This is a genomic window from Mycobacterium sp. GA-1285, assembly GCF_001499905.1.
In the GTDB taxonomy this organism is placed as follows: Bacteria; Actinomycetota; Actinomycetes; order Mycobacteriales; family Mycobacteriaceae; genus Mycobacterium.
On sequence record NZ_LQIS01000002.1, the window covers coordinates 15118 to 32185 of the forward strand.

Sequence of the window (17068 nt, forward strand, 5' to 3'; positions counted from 1 at the left end):
TTACAGACCGGCCAGGGCCAGCAGATGCTCGGTCTCGGGCCCCTTGACCAGCGCCGCGGCGGTCAAGGGATCGGTCGGTCCCGTGCCGTACGAGGGACAGTCGTTGGCCAGCACGCAAACCCCACACGCCGGCTTGCGCGCGTGGCAGACGCGGCGGCCGTGAAAGATCACCCGGTGACTGAGGTCGGTCCACTCACTGCGCTCGATGAGCTCGCCGACCGCGTGCTCGACCTTGACCGGATCCTCTTCGTCGGTCCACCGCCAGCGGCGGACCAGCCGGCCGAAATGGGTGTCGACCGTGATGCCGGGAACCCCGAACGCGTTACCGAGGATGACGTTGGCCGTCTTGCGTCCGACGCCCGGCAGGCCGACCAGCTCCTCCATGGTCGCCGGTACCTCGCCGTCGAACCGTTCGACGAGTTCTTGGCCCAGCCTGATGAGCGAATTGGCCTTGTTGCGGTAGAACCCGGTGGGCCGAATGAGCTCCTCCAACTCGGTGCGGTCGGCCTGCGCATAGTCCAGGGCGGTGCGATATTTCTTGAACAACACCGGTGTCGTCAGGTTGACCCGCTTGTCGGTGCTCTGCGCCGACAGGATGGTCGCAACAGTGAGCTCGAGCGGGTTGGTGAAGTCCAGCTCGCAATACACGTGCGGAAATGCCTGTGCCAGCGTGCGATTCATGCGCCGCGCACGACGGACCAGACCAATCCGCGTCTCGCCGTCCCGATTCCGGGCGCGCTTGTGCGTGCCGGCCTTCTTTGCCCACGCCTCACCTAAGGTCACGAATGCCAGCGTACTGAGACGCTCGGACAAAGCCATCGCGAACTGCTGCCGACCGGTGACGATTCGTGATCCCGCTGAGACTTTGGGCGTGTTTACTTCCACCTTGTGTCGTGGTTGCTCGTTGGCCTGATTCCGGGGTTGCTGATGGCTGCCACGCTCGGGCTGCAGCGTCTGGAGGCCGGCCTGCACCGCGACACGGTCTCAGCCACCGATGTGGCGCAGTTCTTCGAGCAACCCGAGCCGTTGGATGTCGACACGCTGGCGCGCGACAGAATGAGTCGCGCGCTGGACGGTATGCACCGACGGCAACCCGTCGCACACCCGATCACCAGCGGATTGACGGCGCGTTTTCGCGACGCGGATTTGCCGGTACGGCGATATCCGCAGCACGGGATGAATCCGGAATTTCAGCAGACCCGACATGCCGATCGTGTGTAGCGTGGGCTGGTCACGGAATCGGGTACCTCTAGACTTATCTCGCTTACCGATAGAGGTCGGCTTCACCTAACAGCTTAAGAGGGGCAACGTGGACGAGATCCTGGCGCGGGCCGGAATCTTCCAGGGGGTCGAACCCAGCGCCGTCACCGCGCTGACAAAGCAATTGCAGCCAGTCGACTTCCCCCGTGGACACACCGTGTTCGCCGAGGGTGAGCCCGGCGATCGGCTCTACATCATCATTTCGGGCAAGGTCAAGATCGGGCGCCGCTCACCGGACGGCCGCGAGAATCTGCTCACGATCATGGGCCCGTCGGACATGTTCGGTGAACTGTCGATCTTCGACCCCGGTCCGCGGACCTCGAGCGCCACCACCATCACCGAGGTTCGCGCGGTGTCGATGGACCGCGACGCGTTGCGGGCGTGGATCGCCGATCGGCCCGAGATCGCCGAGCAGCTGCTGCGGGTGCTGGCCCGTCGGTTGCGCCGCACCAACAACAACCTCGCCGATTTGATCTTCACCGACGTTCCCGGCCGGGTGGCCAAGCAGCTGCTCCAACTCGCGCAGCGGTTCGGCACCCAGGAGGGCGGCGCGCTGCGGGTGACCCACGACCTCACCCAGGAAGAGATCGCCCAGCTCGTCGGCGCGTCGCGGGAGACCGTCAACAAGGCGCTCGCCGACTTCGCCCATCGCGGCTGGATTCGCTTGGAAGGCAAGAGCGTTCTGATCTCCGACTCGGAGCGGCTGGCCCGCCGAGCACGGTAGCCCGGTAGCGATTTGTGGAGCCGCAGCGGCGGTGAGAGCGCCGGTAGGACTCCACAGATCACGCGCGCAGGTAGTCGAGCTGCGCTTGAACGCTCCATTCCGCGTAGTCCCACAGCTTCTCGTCGACGTCGGTGTAGACGTGCTCGACGACCTGTCGGACCGTGGCGTCCTCGCCGAGCACCCGCAGCGCCGCGCGCACCTGGTCGAGCCGCTCCTCGCGGTGCGCCAGGTACATGTCGCTCACGGCTTCGAGATCCTCGAGATCGGGCCCATGTCCGGGCAACACGCTGCGTGGCCCGAGGCCGTGCAGCCGCCGCAGCGACTCCAGATAGTCGGCGAGGCTGCCGTCCTCCTTGTCGATGACGGTCGTCCCGCGACCGAGCACGGTGTCGGCCGTCAGCACCGCATCGTCGAGCAGGAACGACACCGAGTCGGCGGTGTGCCCCGGCGTGGCCATCACGCCGATGCGCAGCCCGGCGGCATCGATGACCTCACCGTCGGTGAGCGGTCCGCCGAGGCCGCGCAGGAATCCGCTGCCCACAGCACGAACCACCGCACCCGTGCGGTCGACGATCTTGTCGATGGCGCCAGTGTGGTCCTCGTGTTTGTGGCTGATCAGCACCAGCGCAACGGTGCCGAGCTCGGCGATCCGCCCGATGTGCTCGTCGTCGTCGGGTCCGGGGTCGACGACGACCATCTCGTCGCTGCCGGCACCGCGCAGCACCCAGGTGTTCGTGCCGTCCAGTGTCAGCAATCCGGGGTTGTCGCACAGCAGCACGGAAGCCGTGTCGGTGACCGGACGCAGCCGCCCGTACGCCGGATGCTCCGGCGTCACGCGACCTCCACGATCACTTCGATCTCGACCGGGGCGTCCCTGGGCAACTCGGACACCCCGACCGCGGAGCGGGCGTGCGCGCCGGCCTCCCCGAACACCTCGCCGAACAGTTCCGACGCGCCGTTGACCACACCGGGCTGACCGTGGAATCCAGGCGCGGACGCGACGAACCCGACCACTTTGACCACGCGGGTGACCGAGTCGACGCCGACCAGCGAGTGCACTGCGGCCAGCGCGTTGAGCGCGCACAACCGGGCCAGCCCATGCGCCTGTTCGGGGGTGACCCAGCCGCCGACCTTGCCGGTGAGCACCAGTTCGCCGTCGCGGATCGGCAGTTGGCCCGCGGTGTAGACGAGGTTGCCGGTGCGCACCGCAGGCACGTAGGCCGCCAACGGCGCCACCAATGGGGGCAGCTCGATACCCAGCTCCGCCAGCCGCGCGGAGACCGTCACCTCGGACGCTTGAGATAAGCGACGTGCTGTTCACCCGTGGGACCCGGCAGCACCGACACCAACTCCCAGCCGTCCTCGCCCCACTGGTCGAGGATCTGCTTGGTGGCGTGGGTCAGCAGTGGGACGGTGGCGTATTCCCATTTTCTCGCTTCGCTCATGCCGCCCACCTGGTTTCTTCGCTCATGCGCCCGAGCTTATCTCCGGACCGTTACCGCGCCGCGAACCTGGCCGAGCGCGAAACCCCGTTGGCTAGCATGCACGAGTGGCTTCCACTACCCATGACGGTAGATCCGTCGGCTGGCCCTCCCGGCTGAGCAAGGCCCGACTGCACTTCGTCACCGGCAAGGGTGGCACCGGCAAATCCACGATCGCCGCCTCGCTGGCATTGGCGTTGGCGGCGGGAGGCCGCAAGGTCCTGTTGGTGGAAGTCGAAGGGCGGCAAGGCATTGCGCAGCTGTTCGACGTGCCACCACTGCCTTACCAGGAGGTCAAGATCGCGACTGCCGAGGGCGGCGGTCAGGTCAACGCGTTGGCCATCGACACCGAGGCCGCGTTCCTGGAATACCTCGAGATGTTCTACAACCTGGGCCTGGCCGGGCGGGCGATGCGGCGGATCGGGGCCGTCGAGTTCGCGACGACGATCGCGCCCGGCCTGCGCGACGTGCTGCTGACCGGCAAGATCCGCGAGATCGTGACCCGCGGCGAGAAGGGTAAGCAGCCCATCTACGACGCGGTCGTGGTCGACTCCCCGCCGACGGGTCGCATCGCGCGGTTCCTCGACGTCACCAAGGCGGTGTCGGACCTTGCCAAGGGAGGCCCGGTGCACGGGCAGGCCGAAAGCGTGGTCAAGGTGCTGCACTCCGACATGACCGCCATCCATCTGGTCACGCTCCTGGAGGCGCTGCCCATCCAGGAGACGCTGGAGGCGATCGACGAGTTGCGGGAACTCGATCTGCCGATCGGCAGCGTCATCGTCAACCGCAACATCCCGGCCTATCTTCCCGCCGCTGCCTTGGACAAGGCGGCCGAGGGAGACATCGACGCCGACGCCGTGCGAGCCGGGCTGGCCGAAGCCGGAATCGCGTTGTCGGACAGCGACTTCGCCGGGCTGTTGACCGAGGCGATCCAGCACGCGACTCGGATCAGGGCGCGCGCCGACAGCGCCGAACAGCTCGACGCGCTGGAAGTGGCGCGCCTGCAGTTGCCGCAGATCGCCGACGGTGTCGACCTCGGCAGCCTGTACGAGCTCGCCGAAGAACTCGAACGCCAGGGGGTGCGCTGATGAGTGCCGGCGCGAAGAAGGGCGGTAATCGATGAGTGCCACTCCACCGGCCCTCGACATGGGCTCGATCCTCGAGGACACGTCGAACCGCGTCGTGGTCTGCTGCGGTGCCGGAGGCGTCGGCAAGACCACCACCGCGGCGGCGATGGCACTTCGCGCGGCGGAATACGGCAGGACCGTCGTGGTGTTGACCATCGACCCGGCCAAACGGCTGGCCCAATCGCTGGGCATCAAGACGCTCGGCAATACCCCGCAGCGGGTTCCGCTCGCCCCCGAGGTGCCGGGCGAACTGCACGCGATGATGCTCGACATGCGCCGCACGTTCGACGAGATGGTCATTCAGTACTCGGGAACGCAACGGGCACAAGAGATTCTGGACAACCAGTTCTATCAGACGGTGGCCACCTCACTGGCGGGCACTCAGGAGTACATGGCTATGGAGAAGCTCGGCCAGCTGCTGGCCGAGGACCGGTGGGACCTGGTCGTCGTCGACACACCACCGTCACGCAACGCGTTGGACTTCCTGGATGCGCCGAAGCGATTGGGCGGCTTCATGGACAGCAGGCTCTGGAAGTTGCTACTGGGGCCCGGCCGGGGAATCGGTCGGCTGGTGACGGGCGCGATGGGGCTGGCGATGAAGGCGCTCTCGACGGTGCTTGGATCGCAAATGCTCTCGGACGCAGCGTCTTTCGTGCAGTCCCTCGACTCGACGTTCGGTGGCTTCCGCGAGAAGGCCGACCGCACCTATGAACTGCTCAAGCGGCGCGGGACGCAGTTCGTGGTGGTTTCGGCGGCCGAGCCGGACGCTCTTCGCGAGGCCTCCTTCTTCGTCGACCGGCTCTCCGAGGAGCACATGCCGCTGGCCGGGTTGATCCTCAACCGCACCCATCCGATGCTGTGCGATCTCCACGCCGAAAAGGCCGAGGAGGCCGCCGAGACCATCGAGAAGAGCGATGCGGAGTCACTGACGGCCGCGGTGCTCAGAATTCACGCCGACCGGGCCATGACCGCCAAACGTGAGATCCGGTTGTTGTCCCGCTTCACCGGGGCCAACCCGCACGTGGCGATCGTGGGCGTGCCCTCGCTGCCGTTCGACGTCTCGGATCTGGAGGCGCTGCGGGCGATCGCCGATCAGATCACCGGCGATACGGCGTAACGGCGTAGGCGCCGGTGCGGATCAGACCGCGTTGCGGTGCTTGCGCTGGGCGTTGAAGAACTCCGCCCAGGAGACGACCTCGGGATGTTGTTTGAGCAGAGCGCGGCGTTGCCGTTCGGTCATTCCACCCCATACGCCGAACTCCACCCGGTTGTCTAGCGCATCGGCGCCGCACTCGAGGATCACCGGACAATGTCGGCAGATGACTGCGGCTTTGCGCTGTGCGGCCCCCCGGACGAACAGCTCATCAGGATCGGCTTGGCGGCATCGGGCCTGGGACACCCAGGCGATGCGGGCTTCGGCTTCGGCGCCGTGGACGACAGTGTGAGCCGACGACGTCATCGCGGTGCCGCGCGCCGCGGGCCTAGTAGCTGACACCAGAGTTCCCTCCGTTCCAACCGCCCCCCGGTCAACACCGGTACGGCGCGATCCCTGGTAGTAGAACGCTGATGCGGTCTACGTCACATTGCGAGGGGTCAGTGTGACCTGTATCGCACTGTCCGACCAAATTAGATGGTCAAAGCCGTCTTGCGCAATATGTACGCCCTCACTTTTTTGGGACGACCGTGCCGTCAGACGCCTTTATTGACGTCCGCGCCGCTCCGGCGGGTTTTTGCGCTCCGGTGATCGCCCGTGCCGAGCCCGCGTTTTGCGGCGTCGTTAGTCTGTAGGTCATGCCGGACAGCCCGCCGAGTCCACCGACGACCCCGCCTCCGCGGATGGCGACGGTGATCAAGCTCGCCTGGTGCGTTCTGCTGGCCAGCGTGATCACCGCGGCGTTGATGTTTCCGGTCGTCGGTGGATTCGGTCTGGTCTCCAACCGGGCCTCTGATGTGGTTGCCAACGGTTCGGCGCAGCTGGTCGAGGGTGAGGTGCCGCAGGTGTCGACGATGGTCGACGCCAAGGGCAATGTGATCGCCTGGCTCTACAACCAGCGCCGCTTCGAGGTGCCCAGCGACCAGATCGCCAACACGATGAAGCTGGCGATCGTCTCGATCGAGGACAAACGGTTCGCCGAACACAACGGCGTCGATTGGCAGGGCACGTTGACCGGCCTGTCCGGTTACCTGTCCGGCAATCTGGACACCCGCGGCGGTTCGACGATCGAGCAGCAGTACGTCAAGAACTACCAATTGCTGGTGATTGCCCAGACCGACGCCGAGAAGCGGGCCGCCGTCGAGACCACCCCCGCCCGCAAGCTGCGCGAAATCCGGATGGCGCTGACGCTGGACAAGACGTTCACCAAGTCCGAGATCCTCACCCGCTATCTGAACCTGGTGTCGTTCGGCAACGGCGCCTTCGGTGTGCAGGACGCGGCGCAGACGTACTTCGGCGTCAACGCCATAGACCTGAACTGGCAGCAGTCGGCCCTTCTGGCCGGCATGGTCCAGTCGACCAGCACGCTGAACCCCTACACCAACCCCGAGGGTGCGCTGGCCCGACGAAACCTGGTGCTGGACACCATGATCCAGAACATCCCCGAAGAGGAAGAGGCGTTGCGGGCCGCCAAGGAGACGCCACTGGGTGTCCTCCCGCAGCCCAAGGAACTGCCACGAGGGTGCATCGCCGCCGGCGACCGGGCGTTCTTCTGCGACTACGCCCTCGAGTACCTGGCGCGTGCGGGCCTCAGCAAGGAACAGGTCGCCCGGGGCGGATACCTGATCAGGACCACCCTCGACCCCGACGTCCAGGGACCGGTGAAGGCGGCGGTCAACCAGTTCGCCAGCCCAAATCTCGACGGTGTCGCCAGCGTGATGAGCGTGGTCAGGCCCGGTAAAGAATCGCATCCGGTGTTGGCGATGGCCAGCAGCCGCACCTACGGGCTGAACCTCGATGCCGGTGAGACCATGCAGCCCCAGCCGTTCTCGCTGGTCGGTGACGGCGCGGGGTCGACGTTCAAGCTGTTCACCGTCGCGGCGGCGATGGAGATGGGAATGGGCATCAACGCCCAGCTCGACGTGCCGGCGCAGTTTCAGGCCAAGGGCCTCGGCAGCAGCGACACCCCCGGTTGTCCGGCCGCGACCTGGTGTGTGAAGAACGCGGGCGGCTACCGCGGCGCCATGAACATCACCGACGCGTTGGCGACCTCGCCGAACACGGCCTTCGCCAAGCTGATCTCGCAGGTCGGTGTGCAGCGCAGCGTCGACATGGCGGTCCGGCTGGGGCTGCGCTCCTACGCGCTGCCGGGCACCGCGCGCGACTACGACCCGGCCAGCAACGAGAGCCTGGCCGATTTCATAAAACGGCAGAACCTCGGCTCGTTCGTGCTGGGTCCGATCGAGGTGAACGCACTCGAATTCTCCAATGTCGGAGCGACGCTGGCCTCCGGCGGTGTGTGGTGCCCGCCGAATCCGATCGCCCAGGTCATCGACCGTCACGGCGAGGAGGTCTCGGTGACCACCGAGGCCTGCGAGCAGGTCGTGCCCGAAGGCCTGGCGAATACGCTGGCCACCGCCATGAGCAAGGACGATCAGGGCGCGGGCACCGCGGCGGCAGCGGCGGGTTCGGTCGGCTGGGACCTGCCGATGGCGGGTAAGACCGGTACCACCGAGGCCCACCGCTCGTCGGCCTTCCTGGGGTTCACCAACACGCTTGCCGCCGGGAACTACATCTACGACGACTCCACCGCGCCCGGCGAACTGTGTTCGTTCCCGCTGCGCAAATGCGGATACGGCGATTTGTACGGCGGTAACGAACCGGCCAGGACGTGGTTCGCCGCGATGAAGCCGATCGCCAACAACTTCGGCGAGGTCCGGCTGCCGCCCACGGATCCGCGCTACGTCGAGGGCGGCCCCGGCTCGCGGGTGCCCAGCGTTTCGGGCCTGACGGAGAGCGCCGCCCGCCAGCGGTTGCGCGACTCCGGCTTCCAGGTCGCCGACCAGGCGTCGTCGGTGAACAGCAATGCGTCACGCGGCTCCGTCGTCGGCACGGTGCCGGCCGGCCAGACCGTGCCCGGATCGATCATCACGATCCAGGTCTCCAACGGCATCCCGCCCGCCCCGCCGCCGCCCCCGCCTCCGACCGGCGGAATACCGGGCCTGCCCGCGCCGGTCGGACAGACGGTGGTGGAGATTCCCGGTCTGCCGCCGATCACTGTGCCGGTGCTGGGACCCCCTCCACCGGCGCCGCCTCCACCGTGACCGATGTGCGGTTGCCCACGCCCGGCCGGTCGAGGGCGCTCAGTCGGCACCACTGGCAGTAGGCTCTGCAGCATGTCCGCCCGTTCGACGAGGATCTTGAAGAACTCCGCCGCGGCGTCCGCCGGCGCGCTGATCGCCGGGGTCGGCTACGCATCGGTGATCGAGCGCAACGCCTTTGTGGTGCGCGAGCTGACGATGCCGGTGCTGGCGCCCGGATCGTCGCCGTTGAAGGTGCTGCACATCAGCGACATCCACATGCGTCCCGGACAGCGGCGCAAGCAGGCCTGGCTGCGGGAACTGGTCGCCCTGGAGCCCGATCTCGTGGTCAACACCGGCGACAACCTCGCGCATCCCAAAGCCGTGCCCGCTGTGGTGCAGTCGCTGTCGGAGTTGCTGTCGGTCCCCGGCGTCTTCGTGTTCGGCAGCAACGACTATTTCGGACCGCGACCGAAGAACCCGCTCAACTACCTCACCCGGCCCGGCCACCGCATTCACGGCGAACCGCTGCCGTGGCAGGACCTGCGGGCGGCATTCACCGAGCGTGGCTGGCTCGACTTGACCCACACCCGCCGTGAGCTGGAGGTTCGGGGTCAGCTCATCGCCGCCGCCGGCGTCGACGACCCGCATCTGTCCCGGGACCGTTACGACACCGTCGCCGGTCCGGCCAGCCCGGCGGCCAACCTCACACTGGGGTTGACCCATTCGCCGGAACCACGGGTCCTGGATCGGTTCGCGGCCGACGGCTACCAGCTGGTGATGGCGGGGCACACCCACGGCGGCCAGTTGTGCCTGCCGTTCTACGGCGCCCTGGTCACCAACTGCGGCCTGGACCGTTCGCGGGTCAAGGGCCCCTCCCGCTGGGGTGCACACACCCAGCTGCACGTCTCAGCCGGCATCGGCACGTCGCCGTACGCCCCGCTGCGGTTCTGCTGCCGTCCCGAGGCCACGCTGCTGACACTGGTCGCGGCGCCGATCGGCGGCCGGGACGCGGATGTTCGGGCGGGTACGTCCCATCCGAGCGTCGCGGTGCGGTGACCGACGGTGCGGTGAACGACAGGGCCCTCACAGCAACTCGTAGCAGCCCACGCGCGTGGGTCGACGACGCCGTCCGGCTGATCGAGGCCGACGCGCGTCGCAGCGCCGACACCCACCTGTTGCGATATCCGTTGCCGTCGGCCTGGTGCGACGGCTGCGATCTGCAGCTGTATCTCAAGGATGAGACGACGCATATCACCGGCAGCCTCAAGCATCGGCTCGCGCGGTCGCTGTTCCTCTACGCGCTGTGCAACGGGTGGATCGACCAGAACACCACGATCATCGAGGCGTCGTCGGGATCGACGGCGGTCTCGGAGGCGTACTTCGCAGCGATGCTCGGCCTGCCGTTCATCGCCGTCATGCCGTCGTCGACGAGTGCCACCAAGATCGCGCTGATCGAATCCCAAGGCGGCCGTTGCCATTTCGTCGCGGAGTCCAGCCAGGTTTACGCCGAGGCCGAACGGTTGGCCGAAGCCACCGGCGGGCACTACATCGATCAGTTCACCAACGCCGAGCGGGCCACCGACTGGCGCGGCAACAACAACATCGCCGAGTCGATCTTCGAGCAGATGCAAGACGAAGCCCACCCGGTGCCCGACTGGATCGTAGTGGGCGCGGGCACCGGGGGGACGAGCGCCACCATCGGCCGCTACATCCGCTACCGCCGCTACGCCACCCGGCTGTGTGTGGTCGACCCGGAGAATTCGGCCTTCTTCCCGTCCTACGCGCAGGGTCGCGACGATGTGGTGACCGGTGTGTCGTCGCGCATCGAAGGAATCGGTCGACCGCGGGTGGAACCGTCGTTCCTGCCGGGCGTGGTCGACCGGATGGTCGTCGTGCCGGACGCCGCCTCGGTGGCCGCCGCCCGGCATGCCAGCGCGGTGCTGGGCCGGCGGGTGGGTCCGTCGACCGGGACGAACCTGTGGGGAGCGTTCGGCCTGTTGGCCGAGATGAGGGACGACGGGCGCAGCGGATCGGTGGTGACACTGCTCGCCGACAGCGGCGACCGCTACGCGGACACCTACTTCTGCGACGAGTGGCTGACCAGCCAGGGGTTGGAACCCTCGGAGTTCTCCTCGGTGCTGGCCGAGTTCGAACGCTCGGGGCGCTGGCCCTGATCGTCGCCGCCGATCAGCGGGCCGTCGGAGGTGAGGAACAGCCACACCGCGGCGAGCACGAAGAAACCCAGGTAGATAGATGCGCCAAGACCGGTCATCTCGTCCTCGCTTCGTCGATTGCTTACATGATGGACAACACCACCGACAACTGGTTGCTTCCCGGCGCGTGTCGCGCGAAACCGGGAAGCCGCCGTCGCCTCTATGCGTTTGGCTCAGCGGCCCACCGGTGCGATACGCTGTCGTGGCTTCACGCGGGGTGTGGCGCAGCTTGGTAGCGCGCTTCGTTCGGGACGAAGAGGTCGTGGGTTCAAATCCCGCCACCCCGACAAGTGGGGCATCGACTCGGGATCGGCTGGCAACGGGCTTCTCCTGCCCGAACATGTGTTTGACCGGGGCGAATGCCGGGTAATGATGACGGCGTGACTTTGCCGTCGACGCTAGTCGAACCTGCCCTCCCGAAGGCCGTCGGACCGTTGTCGGCCGCCGTCATCGAACTGCTGCGGCGGGGCCGTCCCGCGCTGCCGCTGCGTCCGATCGATGTGCCGATGTTCGACGCCGACCCCTACGGTCTCGACCTTCAGCTCGCCCTCTACATCTGCTACGAGCTGCACTACCGCGGCTTCGCCGGCGTGAGCCCGCGCTGGGAGTGGAACCCCGCGCTGTTGCACCTGCGCGGCCGGTTCGAGGAGGCGTTTCTCGACGCGGTGAGCCAGGACGTCGGCGAGATCGCCGAGGGCGAAACCGCTCAAGCCGAGATGGACAAGCTGTCGATCGAACCGGTCGACGGCGAGGGTCCGTCATACTTCCTGCGCGACAAGGGCACCTGGGAGCAGATGCTCGAATACTTCGTGCACCGTTCGGTGTACCACCTCAAAGAGGGCGACCCCCATGCGTGGACGATTCCTCGCCTCGCGGGACATGCCAAGGCGGCGTTCGTCGCGGTCGAATTCGACGAGTTCGGCGGCGGCCGTGGCGAACACGTGCACCAACACCTCTACGCGGAGCTGATGGACGCGGCGGGGCTCGATTCGTCCTACCTCGGCTACCTCGACAGCGTCGCCGCCGACGCATTGGCGTCGGTGAACCTGATGTCGCTGTTCGGGTTGCACCGCGACCTGCGGGGCGCGTCGATCGGGCATTTCGCATCGACGGAGATCACCTCGTCGCCGGGGTCGCGACGGCTGGTGGAAGCGTTGCGCCGCATGGGCGCTCCCGATGCCTGCGTGGCGTTCTACCAGGAGCACGTGGTGGCCGATGCCGTCCACGAGCAGGTGGTCCGCACCGATGTCGTCGCCGACCTCGTCGCCAGGGAGCCGCATCTGGAGCGCGACATCGTGTTCGGCATGCGAGCGCTGGACGTGGTCGAGGGACGCCTTGCCACACACCTGATGAACTGCTGGACCGAGAACCGCTCGTCGCTACGCAGGCCGCTGAGCTGACGCGATCTTGTCGGCACGCTTGCGGCGCCGGTGGCTGGTGTCGCACAACGGATACTCCTTGCTGCGCCGGCAGGTGCACACCGCGACCATGAACCGGTCCGACTCGACGACCCGGCCGTCGGGCATCTCGATGCGCACCGGCCCCTGAACCATCAACGGGCCGTTCGGCACCACCCGCACGGTGCGCGGTTCGGCATCGCTCATGGCTTGTCCGCCCGGATCACCAGCAGCTCCTCTTCGCGGCGGCCCGGTTCCAGCCGGCCGCACTCCTCGAGCCACAAAGCCCTCGAGGACAGCACGGGACCGAACGGAATCCATTGCCGTGCAACGATTTCGGTGTCAAGACCGGCGCTGGCGAGCGCGCCGAGCGTCTGTCGCGGATCAGCGAACTCCGACTGCACCAGCAGCAGGCTACCCCCGTGGTCGAGAAGATCGGGCACCGTGGCGCAGAGCGGGTCGAGTACGAGCCGGCCATCGCATCCGGCATCCCACGCCCGAGGCGGCCCCACGTATTCCGGGAGCGGCTCGCATTCGGCGCTCGGGTCGTGCGGCACATACGGCGGGTTGCAGACGATCAGATCGTAAGGGCCGAATTCGACTGCGCGCGCCCATGATCCGAGGTGCACATCGACGTCGACTCCGGACGCCATCGCGTTTGCCCGCGCACACCGCACCGCACGCTGACAGATATCGAAGGCGGTCACCGACGCGGCGCCCTGCTCGGCGGCTCCGATGGCGACGACGCCGCTTCCGGTGCACAGGTCGACCACGTGGCGACCGCGCGCCAGTGCCAACTGGTCCATGACCTCGATGAGCAGTTGCGAATCTTCCTGCGGCGCGTAGACGCCCTCATCCGCGACCAAGGGCCCGCGGACGTCGGTGTATGCGGTTGTCACAACGGCCTTTCGACAGGTTCTCCTGCTGCGCTGTGCAGCACTGCCCGCAATTAATGCCCGGTATCGGAGGGGTTGAAACGTCAGCGCTCGTTTTGCCGCCACCCCGCGCGGGCACTCGTCTTGGGTGCAAGCCTCCGATATTCTCTCGCTTCCCATCCGCTTCGGCGCCGCCATCCGCGACAGGCGGCTGTTCCATCCCTCAGGAGTGATGGCCGAGGGCGTCCTCGAACGCATCGCGCCCGAGGGCGAGGGGCTGCCGATGAATTCCTGTGATGTCATCGCACGCGTCTCCAAGGGTGTCGGCCTGCCCGGCGCCGCCCCCGATGTCGCCGGTCTGGCGTTTCGGATTCCGCCGCCGCCGGATCTTCGGTCCTGCAGCCCGTGGGACGTGCTGCTGGCGTCGACGGTCTCGGGGACACGTGTGGGACTTGCCCCCGTGCTGTCGTGGTCCGGGACGACATTCTCGAGCCTGATGCCGCTGCGGTATCACGACGCCCTGTGGTGGGTGCGGGCCCGGCTGGCCACCAAGATCGAGGCGCCGGGGCTGTCGCTCGCCGCGGTCGAAAAGCAGATCGACGCGTCCGGGCTCACATTCAATGTCGAACAGGCGCCGGGCAGGGGAGGGTTTCACCCGCTGGCCCGGTTGACCCTTCGTCACGTCGACCCGAGCTGTGACGACATCGCGTTCGATCCGGCCATCCACAGCGATCCCGAGGTCGAGTTGGCCCCGCGCTGGCTCGGCGACTTCCGGCGCTCGGCTTACAAGCGCAGTAGGCAGGGCCGCGACGCCGAGTGATCAGGCCGTAGGTTCCCCGCCGGACTCCGCCACGTCCGGGGCGTTCTCGCGTGTGGCCATGCCGCCGTCGCCGCCCTCGTCCTTCGGTCCCGTGCGCTGCGCTTTCCGCTTGTCGCGCTCGTCGGCGTCGTCGTCGTCGTAGATGCCTTTTCCGGTCGGCATATCGGTCCCTTCTAGTTGGCTGCGGTGCGCAGTTTCTCCAGCAGCGGCGCCGCCGCCTCGTTGAGAAACTGCTCCTGGCCCTCGTCGCCGATCTGGACGAGCGCGATGTCGGTGAAGCCGGCCTCCCAGTACTTGCTGACGGCTTCGACGATCGCGTCGAGGTCCGGCCCACACGGGATCGACTCCGCGACGTCCTCGGGCCGCACGTACTGCGTCGCGCCGTCGAAGCCGGCCGTGGTGGGCAGATCGGAGTTGACCGCCCACCCACCGCTGAACCACCGGAACTGGTCGTGTGCGCGGCGCACCGCGGCGTCCTTGTCGGTGTCCCAGCAGACCGGGATCTGCCCGATGACGCGTACGTGGCCCGGCAGGCCGGTGCCGCGCCTGGCGTCGTGCCAGGCGTCGACGAGGTCCTTGTTCGGTTCGACGGCGATCAGGTGGTCCGACAGCGGCGCGAACGTCTCGACCGACCGCTCACCGGATACCGCGGTGGCGATGGCGACCGGCGTTTCGGGCACGTCCCACAACCGCGCCGAGTCGACTTCGAAGTACTCGCCCTTCCAGTCGACGAGGTCACCGGTGAACAGCTCGCGGATGATCTGGATCGCCTCGCGCAGCATGTCCTGGCGCCGACCGACCGTCGGCCACCGTTTGCCGACGACGTGCTCGTTGAGGTTCTCACCGCTGCCCAAGCCCAGCGTGAACCGGCCGTCGGCGAGGATCTGCACGGTGGCGGCCTTCTGCGCGACGACGGCGGGGTGGTAGCGCATCGTGGGACAGGTGACGTACGTGAACAGCTCGACCCGTTCGGTGACGTGGGCGACGGCGCCCAGTACCGACCACGCATACGGCGCATGCCCCTGCGCGGCGAGCCACGGGAAGTAGTGGTCGGAGGACACCTCGAAGTCGAACCCCGCGCGTTCCGCCGAAACCGCGTAATGGACAAGCTCTTTTGGCCCGCTCTGCTCGGTCATCAGGGTGTAGCCGAACCTGGTCATGGGGCGGGGGTACCCGAGGCCTACCCGACGAAAACTGTGTGGCCTGCCCGCTACAGGCGGGCTTTCACCGCCGCGGAGAGCCGGGCGCCGTCGGCCTTGCCTGCCGCGATCGCGGTCGCGGCCTTCATCACCAGGCCCATCTGTTTGGGCCCGGGGCGCTCGCCTATCTCCTCCGCGACCTGGGCGATCGCGGTGTCGGCGACGTCGGCCAGTTCGGCTTCGGTCAGCGGGGTCGGCAGGTACTCGTCGATGACCTGTGCCTCGGCATGCTCGTTGGCGGCCAGGTCGCCGCGACCGTTCTGGGTGTAGATCACCGCGGATTCGCCGCGCTTCTTGGACTCCCTCGCCAACACCTTCAGCACCTCGGCGTCGGTCAGCTCCCGCGACTGTTTGCCCGCGACCTCTTCTGTGGTGATCGCGGCGAGCAGCATCCGCAATGTGGCGGTGCGCAGCTTGTCCTGCGATTTCATCGCCGCGGTGAGGTCGTTTCGCAACCGCTCCTTGAGTTCGCCCATGAGGCAAAGCTACGCCGCTCGACCGCCCGGCGGCGTTGTCAATTCGGACCGTCCTCGACAGGATGGTGGCCATGAGCACCTTCGCCGGCGGGTCCGGTTCTGCAGGCCCACCGGCACCGGGTTATCCACCTCCGGGCTACCTCCCGCCGGGTTACGCGCCACCCGGTTATGGGCCACCGGGGTACGGACCGCCGCCCGGGTACGGGCCACCACCGGGGTACGGACCGCCACCGGGGTACGGACCACCGGGGTACGGACCACCGCCGGGTTACGGGCCACTCGCGCTCAAGCCGGGCGTCATCCCCCTGCGCCCCCTGACACTTTCGGACATCTTCAACGGCGCGGTCGGTTACATCCGCGCGAATCCGAAAGCGACACTCGGTTTGACGACCATCGTGGTGGTCGCGACCCAGCTGATCGCCCTCATCCTGTCCATCGGTCCGCTCGCCGTCGGCGGACAGCTGATCCCGACACTCAACGGTGAGGAGGACGTGTCGGCGGGCGTCCTGGTGAGCACCGTGCTGTCGAGTCTCGCGGGATCGGTCGCGACCGGACTGGCCTCGATCCTGCTGAGCGGTCTGCTCACCGTCGTCGTTGGAAGGGCCGTCTTCGGTTCCGGGATCACCATCGGACAAGCGTGGCAACGACTTCGGGGCCGGCTCTGGGCGCTCATCGGCTTCTCGGTTCTGGAGGTGCTCGGCGCGCTGCTGTTGATCGCCGCGGTGGTCGGCGCCATCGCCGGAGTCGGGGTCGCGGCGGGCGGCGCGGCCGCGGTGCTTGTCGGTATCCCGTTGGTGCTGGCGCTGATTGCGGCGCTGGTGTACCTGGGAACGATGCTGACGTTCGCTCCGGTCATCATCGTTCTCGAGCGACTCGGCATCGTCGACGCGGTCAAGCGATCGTTCGGGTTGATCAAACGAGATTTCTGGCGGGTGTTGGGCATTCGCCTGCTCGCCGTGATCGTCGCGCAACTCGTCGCCGGCGCTGTCGCGTTCCCGTTCAGCCTCGGCGGGCAGATCGTGCTGATGGCGGCCACGACGACGACTGCCGCGTTGTTCGCTTTGGTCTTGTTGTCCGTCGGAGGGGCGATCGGCCAGATCATCACCGCACCCTTCAGCGCGGGTGTGGTGGCGCTGCAGTACACCGACGGCCGCATCCGCAGAGAGGCCTTCGACCTGGTGCTGCAGACCGGCGCCGGCCCCGGTCACGCCGCCCCCTCCGACTCCACCGACGATCTGTGGCTGACCCGCCGGGCCTGAC

Annotated in this window: 20 protein-coding genes and 1 tRNA gene; 11 read left to right on the forward strand and 10 right to left on the reverse strand. The window is 67.4% G+C overall.

Features of this window, described 5'->3' with window-relative positions:
* Nucleotides 1-681: an endonuclease III gene (gene nth, locus AU193_RS01945; protein ID WP_172798196.1), complete on the reverse strand. Its 681-nt coding sequence runs from the start codon at nucleotides 679-681 to the stop codon at nucleotides 1-3.
* A gap of 246 nt (nucleotides 682-927) precedes the next feature.
* Between nth and AU193_RS01950 the strand changes: the two genes are divergently transcribed.
* On the forward strand, nucleotides 928-1221 hold the full coding sequence (locus AU193_RS01950; protein ID WP_064420814.1) for a hypothetical protein: 294 nt from the start codon (nucleotides 928-930) through the stop codon (nucleotides 1219-1221).
* An 88-nt stretch (nucleotides 1222-1309) separates the two neighbouring features.
* A complete protein-coding gene (gene crp / locus AU193_RS01955; protein WP_064347819.1) occupies nucleotides 1310-1984 on the forward strand; it encodes a cAMP-activated global transcriptional regulator CRP in 675 nt (224 codons plus the stop codon).
* Nucleotides 1985-2042: 58 nt separating this feature from the next.
* On the opposite strand, the gene AU193_RS01960 is transcribed toward crp, so the two are convergent.
* The 3 genes from AU193_RS01960 to AU193_RS23010 are packed head-to-tail and all read right to left on the reverse strand — an operon-like array spanning nucleotide 2043 to nucleotide 3429.
* Nucleotides 2043-2819 (reverse strand): MBL fold metallo-hydrolase, encoded by a 777-nt coding sequence (locus AU193_RS01960; RefSeq protein WP_064420674.1) that lies wholly within the window; start codon nucleotides 2817-2819, stop codon nucleotides 2043-2045.
* Nucleotides 2816-3271 carry a RidA family protein gene (locus tag AU193_RS01965; RefSeq protein ID WP_064420675.1) on the reverse strand — a complete coding sequence of 152 codons (456 nt, stop codon included), beginning with the start codon at nucleotides 3269-3271 and terminating at the stop codon, nucleotides 2816-2818. Before AU193_RS01965 ends, AU193_RS01960 begins: the two co-directional genes overlap by 4 nt.
* Nucleotides 3268-3429: a DUF4177 domain-containing protein gene (locus tag AU193_RS23010; protein ID WP_156425081.1), complete on the reverse strand. Its 162-nt coding sequence runs from the start codon at nucleotides 3427-3429 to the stop codon at nucleotides 3268-3270. The genes AU193_RS01965 and AU193_RS23010 overlap by 4 nt, the downstream gene beginning before the upstream one ends.
* Nucleotides 3430-3533: 104 nt before the next feature.
* Here AU193_RS23010 and AU193_RS01970 point away from each other — a divergent pair, with 104 nt between their 5' ends.
* Both AU193_RS01970 and AU193_RS01975 read left to right on the forward strand, forming a co-directional pair.
* On the forward strand, nucleotides 3534-4553 hold the full coding sequence (locus AU193_RS01970) for an ArsA-related P-loop ATPase (protein WP_064420676.1): 1020 nt from the start codon (nucleotides 3534-3536) through the stop codon (nucleotides 4551-4553).
* Nucleotides 4554-4584: 31 nt separating this feature from the next.
* Entirely contained in the window at nucleotides 4585-5709 is a 1125-nt protein-coding gene (locus AU193_RS01975) for an ArsA family ATPase (RefSeq protein WP_064420677.1), read from the forward strand.
* A gap of 21 nt (nucleotides 5710-5730) precedes the next feature.
* Here AU193_RS01975 and AU193_RS01980 read toward each other — a convergent pair whose 3' ends face one another.
* A complete protein-coding gene (locus AU193_RS01980) occupies nucleotides 5731-6087 on the reverse strand; it encodes a WhiB family transcriptional regulator (protein ID WP_064420678.1) in 357 nt (118 codons plus the stop codon).
* A gap of 296 nt (nucleotides 6088-6383) precedes the next feature.
* Here AU193_RS01980 and ponA2 point away from each other — a divergent pair, with 296 nt between their 5' ends.
* The 5 genes from ponA2 (at nucleotide 6384) to AU193_RS02005 (ending at nucleotide 12441) form a co-directional block, all read left to right on the forward strand.
* Entirely contained in the window at nucleotides 6384-8849 is a 2466-nt protein-coding gene (ponA2, locus tag AU193_RS01985) for a transglycosylase/D,D-transpeptidase PonA2 (RefSeq protein ID WP_064420679.1), read from the forward strand.
* Between the two features lie 72 nt (nucleotides 8850-8921).
* Nucleotides 8922-9884, forward strand: coding sequence for a metallophosphoesterase (locus tag AU193_RS01990; RefSeq protein WP_064420680.1), 963 nt, complete (start codon nucleotides 8922-8924; stop codon nucleotides 9882-9884).
* Nucleotides 9881-11002: a PLP-dependent cysteine synthase family protein gene (locus tag AU193_RS01995; protein WP_371259124.1), complete on the forward strand. Its 1122-nt coding sequence runs from the start codon at nucleotides 9881-9883 to the stop codon at nucleotides 11000-11002. The genes AU193_RS01990 and AU193_RS01995 overlap by 4 nt, the downstream gene beginning before the upstream one ends.
* 252 nt (nucleotides 11003-11254) lie before the next feature.
* Nucleotides 11255-11328 (forward strand) — tRNA-Pro (locus AU193_RS02000).
* A gap of 93 nt (nucleotides 11329-11421) precedes the next feature.
* Nucleotides 11422-12441 (forward strand): iron-containing redox enzyme family protein, encoded by a 1020-nt coding sequence (locus AU193_RS02005; protein ID WP_172798187.1) that lies wholly within the window; start codon nucleotides 11422-11424, stop codon nucleotides 12439-12441.
* Here AU193_RS02005 and AU193_RS02010 read toward each other — a convergent pair.
* Together AU193_RS02010 and AU193_RS02015 are read right to left on the reverse strand one after the other, a co-directional pair.
* Nucleotides 12421-12645: a CDGSH iron-sulfur domain-containing protein gene (locus AU193_RS02010; protein ID WP_064420682.1), complete on the reverse strand. Its 225-nt coding sequence runs from the start codon at nucleotides 12643-12645 to the stop codon at nucleotides 12421-12423. The two genes, AU193_RS02005 and AU193_RS02010, sit on opposite strands and share 21 nt — an antisense overlap.
* Nucleotides 12642-13337, reverse strand: coding sequence for a HemK2/MTQ2 family protein methyltransferase (locus AU193_RS02015; RefSeq protein WP_064420683.1), 696 nt, complete (start codon nucleotides 13335-13337; stop codon nucleotides 12642-12644). The genes AU193_RS02010 and AU193_RS02015 overlap by 4 nt, the downstream gene beginning before the upstream one ends.
* A gap of 124 nt (nucleotides 13338-13461) precedes the next feature.
* Here AU193_RS02015 and AU193_RS02020 point away from each other — a divergent pair, with 124 nt between their 5' ends.
* The gene (locus AU193_RS02020) at nucleotides 13462-14133 is read left to right on the forward strand and encodes a hypothetical protein (RefSeq protein WP_064420684.1); all 672 of its coding nucleotides are present in this window, start codon (nucleotides 13462-13464) and stop codon (nucleotides 14131-14133) included.
* Here AU193_RS02020 and AU193_RS23295 read toward each other — a convergent pair whose 3' ends face one another.
* Genes AU193_RS23295 through AU193_RS02030 form a run of 3 tightly spaced genes read right to left on the reverse strand, consistent with a single transcriptional unit; the run spans nucleotide 14134 to nucleotide 15808 of the window.
* Entirely contained in the window at nucleotides 14134-14295 is a 162-nt protein-coding gene (locus AU193_RS23295; RefSeq protein ID WP_164674022.1) for a hypothetical protein, read from the reverse strand.
* 11 nt (nucleotides 14296-14306) lie between these two features.
* Nucleotides 14307-15293: an LLM class F420-dependent oxidoreductase gene (locus AU193_RS02025; RefSeq protein WP_064420685.1), complete on the reverse strand. Its 987-nt coding sequence runs from the start codon at nucleotides 15291-15293 to the stop codon at nucleotides 14307-14309.
* A gap of 50 nt (nucleotides 15294-15343) precedes the next feature.
* Entirely contained in the window at nucleotides 15344-15808 is a 465-nt protein-coding gene (locus tag AU193_RS02030; RefSeq protein WP_064420686.1) for a GatB/YqeY domain-containing protein, read from the reverse strand.
* A 71-nt stretch (nucleotides 15809-15879) separates the two neighbouring features.
* Between AU193_RS02030 and AU193_RS02035 the strand changes: the two genes are divergently transcribed.
* Nucleotides 15880-17067, forward strand: a complete 1188-nt coding sequence (locus AU193_RS02035; protein WP_172798189.1) for a hypothetical protein — start codon at nucleotides 15880-15882, stop codon at nucleotides 17065-17067.
* The last annotated feature ends 1 nt before the right edge of the window (nucleotide 17068 follow it).

Bases quoted from the DNA above. Each gene is read 5' to 3' on its own strand.
- nth (WP_172798196.1), bottom strand. From the start codon at position 681: ATGAATCGCACGCTGGCACAGGCATTTCCGCACGTGTATTGCGAGCTG.
- AU193_RS01950 (WP_064420814.1), top strand. From the start codon at position 928: ATGGCTGCCACGCTCGGGCTGCAGCGTCTGGAGGCCGGCCTGCACCGC.
- AU193_RS23010 (WP_156425081.1), bottom strand. From the start codon at position 3,429: ATGAGCGAAGCGAGAAAATGGGAATACGCCACCGTCCCACTGCTGACC.
- AU193_RS01975 (WP_064420677.1), top strand. From the start codon at position 4,585: ATGAGTGCCACTCCACCGGCCCTCGACATGGGCTCGATCCTCGAGGAC.
- ponA2 (WP_064420679.1), top strand. From the start codon at position 6,384: ATGCCGGACAGCCCGCCGAGTCCACCGACGACCCCGCCTCCGCGGATG.
- AU193_RS01990 (WP_064420680.1), top strand. From the start codon at position 8,922: ATGTCCGCCCGTTCGACGAGGATCTTGAAGAACTCCGCCGCGGCGTCC.
- AU193_RS02010 (WP_064420682.1), bottom strand. From the start codon at position 12,645: ATGAGCGATGCCGAACCGCGCACCGTGCGGGTGGTGCCGAACGGCCCG.
- AU193_RS23295 (WP_164674022.1), bottom strand. From the start codon at position 14,295: ATGCCGACCGGAAAAGGCATCTACGACGACGACGACGCCGACGAGCGC.
- AU193_RS02025 (WP_064420685.1), bottom strand. From the start codon at position 15,293: ATGACCAGGTTCGGCTACACCCTGATGACCGAGCAGAGCGGGCCAAAA.
- AU193_RS02030 (WP_064420686.1), bottom strand. From the start codon at position 15,808: ATGGGCGAACTCAAGGAGCGGTTGCGAAACGACCTCACCGCGGCGATG.
- AU193_RS02035 (WP_172798189.1), top strand. From the start codon at position 15,880: ATGAGCACCTTCGCCGGCGGGTCCGGTTCTGCAGGCCCACCGGCACCG.